This is a genomic window from Treponema sp. UBA7567 (genome assembly GCF_002476655.1).
Classification (GTDB): Bacteria; Spirochaetota; Spirochaetia; order Treponematales; family Treponemataceae; genus Treponema_D.
This window is the reverse complement of record NZ_DLLH01000063.1, coordinates 40,650-54,155: the sequence shown is the minus strand read 5'-3', so window position 1 is coordinate 54,155 and position 13,506 is coordinate 40,650. Positions and strand designations below refer to the sequence as shown.

At 39.6% G+C, this 13,506-nt stretch carries 13 protein-coding genes; 8 read left to right on the top strand and 5 right to left on the bottom strand.

The genetic code is table 11. The features are described from left to right. Positions 1–259: 259 nt before the first annotated feature. The 4 genes from B3Y13_RS08130 to B3Y13_RS08115 all read right to left on the bottom strand — a co-directional run bounded on the left by B3Y13_RS08130 (position 260) and on the right by B3Y13_RS08115 (position 2,529). Positions 260–607 carry a hypothetical protein gene (locus B3Y13_RS08130; protein WP_296666691.1) on the bottom strand — a complete coding sequence of 116 codons (348 nt, stop codon included), beginning with the start codon at positions 605–607 and terminating at the stop codon, positions 260–262. An 11-nt stretch (positions 608–618) separates the two neighbouring features. Beyond that, positions 619–957, bottom strand: coding sequence for a hypothetical protein (locus tag B3Y13_RS08125; protein WP_296693859.1), 339 nt, complete (start codon positions 955–957; stop codon positions 619–621). After that, on the bottom strand, positions 944–1,699 hold the full coding sequence (locus tag B3Y13_RS08120) for a DUF4417 domain-containing protein (protein WP_296693856.1): 756 nt from the start codon (positions 1,697–1,699) through the stop codon (positions 944–946). Before B3Y13_RS08120 ends, B3Y13_RS08125 begins: the two co-directional genes overlap by 14 nt. Positions 1,700–1,779: 80 nt before the next feature. Further along, on the bottom strand, positions 1,780–2,529 hold the full coding sequence (locus tag B3Y13_RS08115) for a DUF4469 domain-containing protein (protein WP_296666698.1): 750 nt from the start codon (positions 2,527–2,529) through the stop codon (positions 1,780–1,782). Positions 2,530–2,703: 174 nt separating this feature from the next. Between B3Y13_RS08115 and B3Y13_RS08110 the strand changes: the two genes are divergently transcribed. The 3 genes from B3Y13_RS08110 to B3Y13_RS08100 are packed head-to-tail and all read left to right on the top strand — an operon-like array spanning position 2,704 to position 5,728. After that, positions 2,704–3,858 (top strand): ABC-three component system protein, encoded by a 1,155-nt coding sequence (locus B3Y13_RS08110; RefSeq protein ID WP_296693852.1) that lies wholly within the window; start codon positions 2,704–2,706, stop codon positions 3,856–3,858. Then, entirely contained in the window at positions 3,855–4,079 is a 225-nt protein-coding gene (locus B3Y13_RS08105; RefSeq protein ID WP_296666701.1) for an ABC-three component system middle component 7, read from the top strand. Before B3Y13_RS08110 ends, B3Y13_RS08105 begins: the two co-directional genes overlap by 4 nt. Beyond that, the gene (locus B3Y13_RS08100) at positions 4,073–5,728 is read left to right on the top strand and encodes a DUF2326 domain-containing protein (protein ID WP_296666703.1); all 1,656 of its coding nucleotides are present in this window, start codon (positions 4,073–4,075) and stop codon (positions 5,726–5,728) included. The genes B3Y13_RS08105 and B3Y13_RS08100 overlap by 7 nt, the downstream gene beginning before the upstream one ends. Positions 5,729–5,849: 121 nt before the next feature. Here the strand turns inward: B3Y13_RS08100 and B3Y13_RS08095 are convergent, their stop codons facing one another. Next, positions 5,850–6,173 (bottom strand): helix-turn-helix domain-containing protein, encoded by a 324-nt coding sequence (locus B3Y13_RS08095; protein WP_296018885.1) that lies wholly within the window; start codon positions 6,171–6,173, stop codon positions 5,850–5,852. A gap of 159 nt (positions 6,174–6,332) precedes the next feature. Between B3Y13_RS08095 and B3Y13_RS08090 the strand changes: the two genes are divergently transcribed. The 5 genes from B3Y13_RS08090 to B3Y13_RS08070 all read left to right on the top strand — a co-directional run bounded on the left by B3Y13_RS08090 (position 6,333) and on the right by B3Y13_RS08070 (position 13,424). Then, on the top strand, positions 6,333–8,363 hold the full coding sequence (locus B3Y13_RS08090; protein WP_296666706.1) for a site-specific DNA-methyltransferase: 2,031 nt from the start codon (positions 6,333–6,335) through the stop codon (positions 8,361–8,363). A gap of 33 nt (positions 8,364–8,396) precedes the next feature. Next, on the top strand, positions 8,397–8,636 hold the full coding sequence (locus B3Y13_RS08085; protein ID WP_296666709.1) for a hypothetical protein: 240 nt from the start codon (positions 8,397–8,399) through the stop codon (positions 8,634–8,636). After that, the gene (locus B3Y13_RS08080; protein WP_296666712.1) at positions 8,636–9,031 is read left to right on the top strand and encodes a PIN domain-containing protein; all 396 of its coding nucleotides are present in this window, start codon (positions 8,636–8,638) and stop codon (positions 9,029–9,031) included. Before B3Y13_RS08085 ends, B3Y13_RS08080 begins: the two co-directional genes overlap by 1 nt. A gap of 3 nt (positions 9,032–9,034) precedes the next feature. Next, on the top strand, positions 9,035–11,845 hold the full coding sequence (locus B3Y13_RS08075; RefSeq protein ID WP_296693848.1) for a DEAD/DEAH box helicase family protein: 2,811 nt from the start codon (positions 9,035–9,037) through the stop codon (positions 11,843–11,845). Between the two features lie 79 nt (positions 11,846–11,924). Continuing rightward, positions 11,925–13,424: a flotillin family protein gene (locus B3Y13_RS08070; RefSeq protein WP_296668068.1), complete on the top strand. Its 1,500-nt coding sequence runs from the start codon at positions 11,925–11,927 to the stop codon at positions 13,422–13,424. Positions 13,425–13,506: the final 82 nt, after the last annotated feature.

Sequence of the window (13,506 nt, the reverse complement as noted above, 5' to 3'; positions counted from 1 at the left end):
AGGGAAAACTCGGTAAGCAAGACGCAAAGCGGATTGCGACACTTGCATATCACGATTTTCTGACCCGGAAAAATAAAATGTTATAAAACAAAGGGGCTGGCTAATAAGTTCTAAATGTCATTGCCGTACTTGATACTGCGATGTTTCTGAAAAAAACTTGATTAGCAATCTGTTGAAAATTTTCAATAGATTATCGGGGCAAGCCCGATAATGACATAAAAGTTTCTTTTTGGTCATCTCCTTTGTTTTGGAGGAAGAATTAGTTTTTTCCGCCTTTGTGCGGTTCGGAAAGATATTTTTTTGCAATTTTTATAAAATCATCTTTTGAAGTCATTAAAAAATATTTTTCCAAACTTGAATAATACCCATCATTTGTCTTTATGAATTGTGCAATTAAAGAATAGCCAAAATCGTCGCCAATTTTTTTATTTTTCATAAAATCATTGAATTCTGAAAAATATGCCGGATCAGCAGAATCTTCTGTTTTCCAAATAAAGGGATTTAAATCACTCACATAATCTGTAAGCAATTCATTTGCCCTGCCGTGTCTTTCGTTTTCTTTGTCTAATATAATGTACATCAATGTAAATAATTCAAAATTTGTCATTTTTATCTTCCTTATTTTTTGTTAGGATTTTTACATAATCCTGTTGTTTCATCCCATTCTTTAGGAGAGCGGTTATATCCGCCGTTGCTTAAATTGCCGTTTTTTACTTTTGCCCAATATTGAGCGCCATTTTTCGCAATTTTTATATACCATTTACAGCCGTCTTTATCTGTTCCCGCATAACAAGACTCGTCATTTATCAAGTCTAGCAAAGTTTTCCTGTTTTTTAAATTGTCTGTAAGATGTCCTTTGCTTTTTCTGAAAATATGCTTTATCTGCGCAGGATTTTTTGGAAGCCTGTTTCTGCCTCCCCGTGTTCCGCTGTACAGTCCGCTTCTACCGCTTCCCATTTTTCACCTCCGGTTTCTTATGCTGGGATTTAGTCCAGTTGTCATATTGGAAAAACTGGACTCCGCAATTTTTGAACTCATCAAAAATTTTTCCCGGCATTGCTCCGTAAACAAGAATGATTTTTGGCTCAATTTCCTTTATAAAAGAGCGCAGTCCTTCTTTTAAATGAAATTTGTATTCAGAAGATTTGCAGCAGCCGTAAGTTCCTATTGAATAAATTCCGTGTTTTTCAAGCCCCAAAAAGGCGAATGGCGGTTCGTCAGGAATAATGCGTTTGTATGTGCGCTCATCGCCAAAACGAACATTTGGAATTACATAAATTCCTTGCTCTTGAAGGTAATGACCGATTTGATGATTCAGGTAAAGATTTGTCATCTGCAGAACAAGCGGCATATCGTAATAAAGAGAGCAGTCGGGAGATATGGCTCCGGAAAATTTCTTGATTTTTTCAAGATTTTCTTTTGTTGAAGTCAAAATGTCTCGGAATTTTAAATCGTTTTCATAGAAGCAGACAAATTCGTTGAGAGTTTCACTTCTGTTCATTTTGCTGAACGGAATCATCGTCTTTGGAATTAAAATTTCTTTAGGATTTCTGATAAGCGGAATCTCAAGCAAGCCGTCAAAAATTGCATTTTTAACAAGTTCAGCATTGAATCCGTCATCAATCAGATTTTTCTTTAGCTTTTCTTTTTTGCAAAAGTCCAAATCATCGAATAGATATGGTTGAAAAATATTCTCCATCTTATTATTCCTTTCAAAAATCAGTCTTCCGCGCCGATTATCTTTTTAGAAAAACCGACACGGAAAACTGAATGGATTTCTTATTCAGCGACTTTCAGGTTTTCACTGAATCCGACTGAATATGTGCCGTCTGCCGTAGGCCTTGTTTTTATGGCAACCGCATACTTTTCACCGGGCGTAAGATTATCTGGAACGTAGGCTTCCAGTGTTTTTGGAAGATTCCTTGTTAAAACGCACTTGAGCCATTTTGTCTCATCCGCCTCTGCTTCGCCGTCTTCATCGACAGGGCAGAAATATAAGCCGCATTCCGCACCTTCAAGCTTTAGCCTGCTTCCTGTAATGCTCACAAGTTTTCCGGGCTTTACAGCTTTTTCTTCAACTCCGTCCCAAAGACACTTTACACTGCTTATAAGTGGAGCTGAATCTGTATAAACAATTTTATCTATCTCGATTTTTCCTACAGATTCAGTCAAAGTTTTTGAAGGTGTAAATTTCACTGTAAGAGAAGAAATCTCGCTTGCTGTCTTTGGGGCGATTTTCATTCCGCCTGAAAGCGCGATGTAAAGCGTTCCCAAGTCCAGCAGGTTTACAGATTTTGCGTTTGACAGATTTGAAAGAATTCCTGCTTTTAAATCCTTTGCGAATTTTTTAAGCTCATACTCATTGTAGGCGGGATTTCTTTCGCAAATCTCCATTATAAGATTGTCAATGTTCACTGTATTCCGTGAAACACGACCCACGAATGTTTCAGTTTCCTCATAGACAAGCTTGCGGATTGAAACACTGATTTTGTTTGTGGAGTTCTTGAACTCCGAAGCAATAGTAGCCATAGCCACCTCACAAACCACACTTTCTAATAAAGTTCAAAAAAGTATGGTATAATTATTAAAAAGACTGCAACGCAGCCTGCAAGACATTTTGTGTTTGTCTTACAGGAACTAAGATACAGTCCATTTGAAAAAGAAGTTGGCCGTCACTGGCCGTCGTTGTCCACCATTGGCCAAATGAATGAAAAAGGGGAGCAGTTGGAATTTTCTGATTTTTCTAGAATTTTATATTCTTATATTGGTTTAGGAGATGAGCATCCTAAATTTGTGCTGGAGCTTTTGAGTCTTGTGTATTTGGGTGATGATGGATTTTTTTGCAATCAAAATAATCCATTCTTGAAAATGAACACAAGTACATTAAATGGATATTTTCGCGGTTCGAAAAAAATAAGCGAGAAAAACGCAGTCTTTATAAAGTCAAATTTTGATTCAACAGAATTTATCGACAAGATAGATTCCTTGTCAGTTGACCTGAAAACAAATTTGGCAAATGAGCTAGGAGTTGAAGACACTGATATAAAAGCGCTTCCTGAAAAATGTGCGGATGTATTTCTTCAAATCATCTCAGATATTGCATCAGGAAAAAAACAGGAGAAAGTTTTATTAAATACAAACTCCGGGCAAAAAGACTTGGAGCAAAAATACGGACTGAGCCTTTTGCAGGAATGCAACAGTTTGTGTCCGCTGCCGGAGTGCTCAAAGCCTCTCTATGTCAAAAAAGAGGAAGACAAGCAGCCGTATTTTCAGATAATCCAGATAAATCCGCAGAAACCTTACGACAGGATTTATAATTTGCTTGCAGTCTGTCCGGAATGTGCCGCAAAGCTCAATATGCAAAAAACGGAGCATGATATTTTAAGGCTTTGTGAAATCAAGAGGCGTATGCAGAAAAATGAAGAGGTTTCGGAATTTGCAGCTGAAGAAAAAATAGAGCAGGACATAACAGCTTTAATAGAGAAAATCACAAATGCCGATGGTTCAGAACTCAGCGAACTCAATTACAGCCCGGTTGAGCTTAAGAAAAAATTTCTTCCGTCAGAACATTTTTTGGAAGATGAGATAAAGCCGCGCGTTGTAAAGTATTTTAACTTCATAAACGGACTTCTAAAGCAGAAAGTTGAAAAAGAAAATTTCAATGAAGCAAAATTCCGAAAGTCAGTAAAGCATATCTATGAAAACCTGGAAGCTGAAAAAATTGAAAAAACTCAAATCTTTGAGGCGATTTCAGGACGTTTTCATAATATGTCAAAAACCAGCTATATCGCCAGCCAGATTCTTGCAAGCTATTTTGTCCAGTCCTGCGAAATTTTCAGGGAGGCGGCGCAACAATGAAACTTCCTTCAAAAATATTCACATATAAAGAAAGCTGCCTTTCAAAACTTGCGCCGGTTCTAAAATTCTTAGAAGAAAAGGATTGCAGCCCAGCTGAAGTTTACAAGGCAAACAAAAAGATATTTAAAAATACAAGCGATTTTGCAGACTGCCTCACGGTTCTTTTTGCGCTTGGAAAAATAAAATTTGACCAAAAATCGGAGAGAATAGAATTATGCTGAAATTCATTGAATGTGAAAAATTTATAGAAAACGGAAGTCCGCGCGGAAAGATTGAATTTTTCCCGGGACTGAATATTTGTCTTGGCGAGGACAATGCGGAAAATTCAATCGGAAAAAGCACTTTTCTGTTTGCTGTTGATTTTTGCTTCGGCGGAGACAGTTATTGTTCTCAAAAGGAGCTGCTAGAAGAAGTCGGAAACCATAAAATAAATTTCTGCCTTGAATTTGACAACGAGACATATTATTTTTCACGCTCAACAGAAAATCCTAAAGAAGTTGCAGTCTGCGATGAGCATTTTAATATAACGAAAAAAATAAGCGATGTTGACTTTAAGAAATTCCTGCTTGAAAAATATAATCTAGCAGAAACAGGCTTGTCGTTCAGGCAGGCCGTAACATCATCTGTTCGGATTTTTGGAAAGGATTCCAGCGAAATCAAAAATATAGTCGGCGTTGAAAATCATAACGGCGGAAAAACAGGAATCTTGCGGAATCTTATAAAACTGTTTGAAGAATATGATGAAATAAAAACTCTTGAAGAAAAATCAGCTGCAATTCAATCAGAAAAAGAAGAGTTTTCCTCTGTTGAAAAATCAAAAATCGTAAAAAACGGAAAGATAAAAAGTCTCTCCCAGCTGAAAGAGTCAGAAATCAGGCTTGACCAGTTAAATGAAGAGCTAGCACAAATTGCAGAGTCAAACAAAATTCAGACAGAAACTGTTGATGCAAAGCGGGCGGCACAGGCGGCAGAGCTTGAAAAGCAAATCACGGTTTTAAGAAGAAATAGGACAAGACTTCTGAATGAAAAATCAATTATGGAAGCTAATCTTGGTTCTGGAACAAAAATTCAAAAAGAAAATTTTGAAGAGCTAAAATCATTTTTCCCTTATGTAAATATTCCGCATCTTGAAGAAATTCAGAATTTCCATAAGCAGATTACAAAAATCCTAAAAGAAGAAACAGAGGAAGAGCTTTTAAAACTTGAAGACAAAATATCCGGAAACGAAAAGAATTTAATAGAAGCAACGCAAAAACTTACTGAGCTTAGCGTTCCTGTTTCAATTCCAAAAAAAATTCTTGAGCAATACGCCGCAGTTTCAATTCAGAAAAACGAGCTTGAAGGGCAAATTGCTTTTTATAAAAATTCCGAGCAGATTTCAAGACAGCTAAAAGAAACGAAAATTGAGCTTGACGGTAAAAAAAATTTAATACTTGAAGAAATTGTTTTAAAAATCAATAAAAAGCTCGAAGTGCTTAGCGTTAATGTAAATGGAAATAACAGTTATGCGCCCCGCCTTAATTTAAATTCCGCGTCTAGTTACAGTTTTTATGCTCCTAAGGACAGCGGAACCGGAACCGCCTATGTTAACATGATTTTGTATGACATTGCGCTTCTTGAGCTTACAAGACTTCCGTTTGTGATTCACGACTCAATTCTGTTCAAAAATTTGAGCGATAACCGTGTCATAAAAATTTTTGAGGAATATGAAAAGTCTGAAAAGCAGATTTTTGTCTCGTTTGACAAGAAAAATTCATACGAAAGCGATGAGCTAAAGAAAACAATCGAAAATCATACGGCAATAGAACTTTACGCCGGTGGCGGCGAGCTGTTCGGACGCTCCTGGGCAAAAAAGAAAAGCTCCAACTGATGTGCGGCAAAGTTACCCAGATACTTGAGTCGTATTTACCATGGAAGTTGCGGCGCAACTAGCTAGGAAACTGCGATGCAAGTATCTAGGTAGTTGAGATGCAAGTTCTAAAAAAATAGTATTATTTCTTCAAAAATTCTTCCATTGTGTCAACAAGCTCGCTGAAATTTGAGCGCAGGCGTTTCATAAGCTCCTGGGTGCGTTTTGTGTCGTAGGAAACGTTTGTTTTTGGCGGAAGCAGCAGCTCGTAAGGCTCAACTTCAAGCGCGTTTGCAATGGAAACTAAGGTTTCAAAAGAACCCCATTTCTTGCCGTTTTCGATGTCGCTGATAAACGGACTGCTTAAATTTGAAAGCTCTGCAAGTTTTTCTTGGCTTAATTTTTTTTCTGTTCTGATTCTTTTTATATTTTCAATATAAAGTTTATTCAATTCATCCTTATTCATTTTGTCAGTTTAAATTCGCTGAAAGTTAGAATGAATAAACGAAGTGATAGTAAATTTAATTAAAGCGGCAACTTTTATAACCGATAGTTAAATCATATAGCGAATTTTATAATTATTTAGCTAAATAATTTCGCTTTTAGTTACCTTTCGGAGCGTAAAATGCCATTCACTGATTCACTGGAAACAAACGCGCTAAAATCAAAAATTGAAGAAATATTAAAGACTGTTCCTGATTTTGTAACTCAGGGCGGAGAGCTGAAGCTCAACATAATAAAAAATGCGGCGGAAAACGGAGATGAAAAACTTCTTGCGCCTCTGCTGAAAAATGCCGCCACAAAAAAGGTTTTCTTCAAGCCTGTTCTGGACAGTTTTGTTTTTGAGAGCGCAAAATTCAAGGAGATTTTGGAATATTCAAGCGGCTGCAACTCGTATTCAAAATATCTTGGGCAGAAAATCGGGCTTTACTTTGGAGATTCCGCGTTTACAGACAGAAGCGAAGTCGTGCTGAATTTTCCGTTCAAGGACTGCGTGCTTGAAGGCGGACAGAGCAAAGAGGACGGTCTTGACGCATATTTTGAATGGGACGAAAAACTCCAGGATTTTACAGAAAAGAAATCAAAACGACGCGAAGTTTTTTACAACGAGATTCTGGCCCAGGACGAAATCGACAATCTTTTTAGCCCGAAGGCATTCTGCAAAGCAAAACGATTTGAGCGTAATTCAAATGAAGCAGTTGAGCCTGCCGAAACCTCGCATCTTAAGCGCAATGCCGAAATAAACAGAAAGCGCGGACTTAGCGACGACACAATCACCGACAACCTGATAATAAAAGGAAACAACCTGCTTGCGCTGCACTCGCTCAAAAAGGGATTCGCCGGAAAAATCAAGCTGATTTATATTGACCCTCCGTATAACACGGGAAACGACGGCTTTGCCTACAACGACAACTTCAATCATTCAAGCTGGCTCACGTTCATGAAAAACCGTCTGGAAGTTGCGAGGGAACTGCTGAAGGAAGATGGAGTGATTTTTGTACAAATTGATAATTCTCCAAGTGATTTACAAAATTCACCTGAGTTTGGCTATTTATTGGTTTTGATGGATATGATTTTTAAGAGAACTAATTATCTTACAACACTGACATGGAGAAAAAAAGGAAACGCTAGCAATACACAAGATGGAATTGGAACAATAACAGAATCAATTCTAATGTATGCAAAGAATATAAATGAAGTATCCATAAATATTTTAGATTTTAAACGTCGTTATGATTATTCTGATGAGAATGGAGGGTATAATTTAGAAGTTCCAATTAAAACAAATGATGGTGATTATGAACGAAAGACCATGAAATTTGAAATAAAAACTCCAGAAGGAACTTTTTTACCGCCAGAAGGAAAAAGATGGACTTTAGGAAGAGAAACAATGGAAGACATCGTAAAATTAAAAAAATATGAAATTAAAAATGGAATATTTAAAGTGAAAAAATATAGAGAAGATTATAAAAAAGGCGATGGAAAACTTTTTAATAATTTGTTGCTTGAACAAGGCTCATTAAAATCTGCGAAAACAGAATTAGAAAAACTTGGATTTAGAAGAGAAAATTTTAATAGTCCAAAGCCAGAATCTTTAATTAAGCAACTTCTTCAAATCTCCACTTCTCCTTCCGACATCGTGCTTGATTACCATTTGGGCAGTGGAACAACCGCCGCAGTCGCGCATAAAATGAGCCGCCAGTATATCGGTGTTGAGCAGATGGACTACATCGAAAGTGTTGCTGTTGAGCGGCTTAAAAAAGTAATCTGCGGAGAACAAGGCGGAATCTCAAAATCCGTGGGCTGGCAAGGCGGCGGCTCGTTTGTCTATATGGAGCTTGCAAAGAAAAACGAGCGTGCGGCAAAGCTTATTTCCTCATGCAAAAATCTTTGTGAGCTAGTAAAAATATTCGACACGTTGAGCAAAAAATATTTTCTTCATTACAACGTTCGCGTAAAGGAATTCAGAAACGAGGTAGTGACCAGTGGGAAATTTGCTTCTCTCCCGCTTGAACGCCAAAAAGAAATGTTCATCCGCATGCTGGACTTAAATCAGCTTTATTTGAATGTCTCCGACCGCCACGACACCACAGCTGGACTTGCCCAAAACGATATCGCATTCACCGAAGATTTTTACAGATTGAAGAACGACTAAAATGATGTATAATCAACTTTAGGAGGCGGACTCATGGAAACTTTGACGTTAAAAAAAGAAGCGATTGACATTATAAATGAACTTCCTGACAGCAAAATTCAGGCTGTCGTGCAATTCGCGCAGTTTATCTTGAAATATGACAACCCGGCTTTTCAGATGGAAGAAAACAAGAGGAATACGCTAGCGACTTTATGCGGCTCAATAGATGACAGCTCTTTTGTGAGACCTTCTCAGCCTCTGCTTTCCGATGATGCAGAAAGGAAGATTATATAATGTATTTTCTTGACACAAATACTTGCATAGATTTTCTTCGGAATCTTTCGGAAAGTGTGCGGAGTCGTTTTCTGTCAATTCCTCTAAATGAAATAAAAATTCCTGTTGTTGTAAAAGCGGAACTTTTGCTCGGAGCATACAAAAGTACTAAAACAGAAACTCTTGAGCGGACAAAACAATTTTTAGAACTGTTTGAAGTGATTCCTTTTGCAGATGAGATGTCCTATACCTACGCGAAAATCAGAAAAGAACTTGAAGTGAAAGGAAACAAAATTGGTGCAAATGATTTATTTATCGCGGCGGCAGCTTTAAATAAAGGCGCAGTTCTTGTTACGCATAATACACGTGAATTTATCCGTATTGACGGACTGCAACTGGACGACTGGAATATTTAAACAATGCTTTACGAAATAATTGAAAATCAGAAAGACACGCTATATCCCGAAGATTACGAAATTCCTTCATACATAACGGACAACCTGAAATTTCCGCTTTATGAGTGGCAGAAAACCGCGCTGGAAAATTTTCTTATAAACGAAAGAACGCGCTCAATCAAGACAAAAAAAGGAGCCGTGTTGCCGCCGAACCATCTTATGTTCAATATGGCGACAGGAAGCGGAAAAACGCTGATTATGGCGGCTCTGATTCTTTACTATTACAAGCAGGGCTTCCGCAATTTTATTTTCTTTGTGAACCAGAATGCGATTCTTGGAAAAACTCAGGCGAATTTTATAGACAAAAACCACAGCAAATATCTTTTTAAGGAAAATGTTGTGATTGACGGTGTGCCGCTGAATTTCAAGGAAGTCGAGATGTTCAGCAGTTCCTGCGATGCGCAGACTGTCCAGATAAAATTCACGACAATCCAGAAACTTCACAACGACATCTACAAGGAAAGTGAGAATTCCCTTCTGCTTTCGGATTTGCAAAAGCGCGACATTGTTTTGCTTGGCGATGAGGCTCATCACCTGAATGCGGCGACACTGAAAAAGAATTCTGCCGTTTCCGCTTCTTATGCAAGCGAGGAAAACGGAACTTTTTCCGACATCTCTTTTTTGGGCGAGTTGAAAGACAGTTCAAAAGATGAGGACGTTGAACGCTCCTGGGAAACGACAGTTTGTCATTACATTCTGAACAAGGGCGGAAAATCTGCTGGGCAGAATAAAAATGTGCTTCTGGAATTCACCGCGACGATTCCGGAGACCGAAGCCGCTCAGAAAAAATATGAAGACAAGATAATCACAAAATTCGCGCTCAAAGAATTTGTTGAAGCCGGATGCACAAAGCATATCCGTCTTGTTCGCTCAAATCTTGAGACAAAAGAGCGCATTTTGCAGGCGTTGCTTTTAAATTGGTACAGATATTCAATCGCGCTTAAATACGGAATTGCAAATTTTAAGCCAGTAATCTTGTTTCGCAGCAAGACGATTGATGAGTCAAAGTCCGACTATCAGAAATTCCTTGAACTGTGCAAAAATGTAACTGCTGACGATTTTGATTTTATAAAGAGAATTTCTTCGGCTCAAAAGATGAATCCATTCGAGCCGGGAACGGACGATATTTCTGATGCATACAACCTGGATGGAAAAATCTTTGAGCGCATAAACGGTTATATGAACAAAAATCAATTTTCCTATGGCACGGTGGCGCAGTTTATAAAGGAAAATTTCGGCGAGCGAAATGTAATCATAACGAACAGCAAGTCCAACAAGACAAAAAAAGAAAAGACCGACGGCGAAACTGACCGCCTGTTGAACAGCCTTGAGGATTCGGCAAACCACATAAGGGCGATTTTTACAGTTCAGCGGCTTACGGAAGGCTGGGACGTTCTGAACCTTTACGATATTGTGCGTCTGTATTCCGGGCGCGACACGGATTTTAAAAGCAAAAAAGCCGGAAGCAGCACAACAAGCGAAGTTCAGCTTATCGGGCGCGGCGTGCGGTATTTTCCTTTTGAATATGAAGGCAAGGAAAAGAGCCGCCGCAAGTTTGACAATGATTTGCAGAACGAGCTTAGAATTCTAGAGGAATTTTATTTCCATAGCGACGATGATGTTAAATATATAAGCGAGCTTTCGCAGGAACTTAAGCGCACTGGAATTATAAGCGACACAAGAACGCAGAAAACTTTCCGCATAAAGGAGAATTCAAGAAAAGAACTTGAAAAACTTTATCTTTTTGTGAACGAGCGGAAGGAAAATCCAGAACGAAGATTGCGAACTTTGCCCGATGACTTCAAGAATATTCCGCCTTTTGAACACGACCTGACGACTTCACTGTATTCAAATATCCGAGCCGTAAATTTTCAAGGCGGTGACGAAGAGTTTTTGGCTGCGGACTCTCAGAATATTTTTACAGAAACTTTTACATTTGCAGATTTTATAGACGGTTACAGAAATATCTACACAAAGGCAATGCACGTTTTGAACACGAATCCCGCGTCATATTTCAGCTTTGAGAATCTCCGCAATAAATTCAATATCTGCAGCACGGAAGATTTTTTTAGCTTTATAAAGGACATAAAAATCACTTTGAAACGCGACGCGGAATTTTCCGACATTCCGAACAAAAAAATTTTGGAAATGTTTGAAGAATTCTTCTTGTATTGCCAGAAAAATCTTGAAAGCTACGACAATCCGTTTGTGGGAAGCGATTTTAAGCTCGTTCCGTTTTCAGAATGTTTTGCGGCGGAAAAAGAAAAACTTATAAATATTGACGGAAAAAATACTGAAACTTTGGAAAACAATATTCTTGAAAAAGAAATCTGCTCACAAGAATGTAAATGGTACGCGCTCGACAATTTCTGGGGAACAGGCGAGGAGCGGAATCTTGTCCAGTTTGTAAAGGAAAATCTTGGAAATCTCTATAAAAAATACGACAGAATCTGCCTTTTGCGGAACGAGGAAGTTTACAAAATTTTCGCCTTTAAGGACGGACAGGGATTTCAGCCGGATTTTCTACTGCTTTTGCACGGAAAAAACGACGAGAACGCATATTTTCAGGTTTTTATAGAGCCGAAAGGAAAACATCTTGCCGAAAAAGACAGTTGGAAAGAAGAATTCTTGGAAGAAATTTCAAGCCGGTACGGATTTTCAAAGCCAGTGCGAAAAGAAACTGAGAAATATTGTCTTTTGGGGCTTACGTTCTTTAACGCAGGCGACAAGGCGATGAAAGAAAAATTCCGTGAACGGTTTGAAGAGATTGTGTGAAGGGAAAAGCAAGAAATAACGGACTTGCAATTAAGTGTTTATGCTTTAGACTGAATTTATATTCTTTTTGGAGGCGAAAATGAGTGAGTTTTCTGTTTTCTTTGTTATCGCGGTGGTTTTTCTGCTGGTGATTTTTTTCTGTTCCTACAAGAAAGTTCCTAAGAACAAAATTGGAATCCGTGTCGGGCCGTTCGGAAACAAGACGGTTACAGGAAAGGCGGTTTTTGTGGTTCCGTTTCTTCAGCGCATTGACTACATGACGCTTGAGAACATTCAGGTTGATTTTGTAAGCAAGGAGTCTATTCCGACCCAGGACGCCATAAACATCAAGGTTGACGCTATTGCGAACATCGCGATTTCCCAGGACAACGAGATTATGAAGAAGGCGGCGGCGAAATTCATCGGCTACACGACCGGAAACATCGCCGACATTGTAAAGCCGGTTCTTGAGGGAAATATCCGCGAGATTATAAGCCAGATTAAACTGAAGGATTTGATTCAGGGCGACAAGAAGGTTCTTGCCGAGCAGATTGCGCAGAACGTAAAGCCGAATCTTGAGGACTTGGGGCTTGAGCTTACTACTTTCAATATTCAGAATTTTAAGGATGACAACGGCGTAATCAACAATCTTGGTATCGAGAACACCGTGAGCATTTCAAAGGACGCGGCAAAGGCGAAGGCGGCGGCCGAGGCTGAAATCAAGATTGCGCAGGCGCAGGCCGACAAGGACGCAAACGATGCGCGCGTCGCGGCCGAGCTTGAGATTGCCCAGAAACAGAACGATTTGGCGATAAAGAAAGCCGCGCTCAAGCTCCAGGCGGACACTGAGGCTGCAAAGGCCGAGGCCGCAATGGGAATCGAGACGGAAAACCAGCGCAAGGTTCTTGAAATCAAGGCGGCGGACGCGAACATCGCAAAGCAGGAAAAGCAGATTGAAATTCAGGAAAAGGAAGTCGCAATCAAGGAGAAGGCTCTTGACGCAGATATAAAGAAGACTGCCGAGGCGGACAAATTCGCGGCGGAGCAGAAAGCCGACGCGGAGCTTTACACAAGGCAGCGCAAGGCCGAGGCAGAGGCGTTCGAGCTTCAAAAGCAGGCGGAAGCCGAGGCCTACCAGAAGCAGAAAAAAGCCGAGGCTGAAAAGCTTGCGATGGAAAACGAGGCGGCAGGAAAGAAATCTCTTGCGGAGGCGATTCAGGCGCAGGGCGAGGCGGAAGCCGAGGCAATAAAGGCCAAGCTCGTTGCGGAAGCGGAAGGTATGCGTGAAAAGGCTGAGGCGATGAAGCTTTACGGAGACGCGGCGCGCCAGCAGATGGAGCTTGACGCCCTTAAAGTTTACTTTGAGCAGCTTCCGAAAATTGCGGAGGCTGCAGGAAAGTCTTACCAGAACGTTGATAAAATCTATATGTACGGCGGAGACTCGTCAAAGCTGCAGGCTGACATAATGAAGAACGTTACACAGATAAGCGAGGGCTTGGGCGAGTCGCTCGGAATCGATATGAAGTCTCTTCTTGCTGGATTCATCGGCGGAAAGGCCGCCGGAAACAAAAATGATAAAAAGAATTCCGAAAAAGAGTAGTCTTTTAGCTGAATAAAAACTTCGGAAGAAACATTTTTGAGGTGTGTTCTAAAAATTTGAAATGATCTTTAGTAACACACCT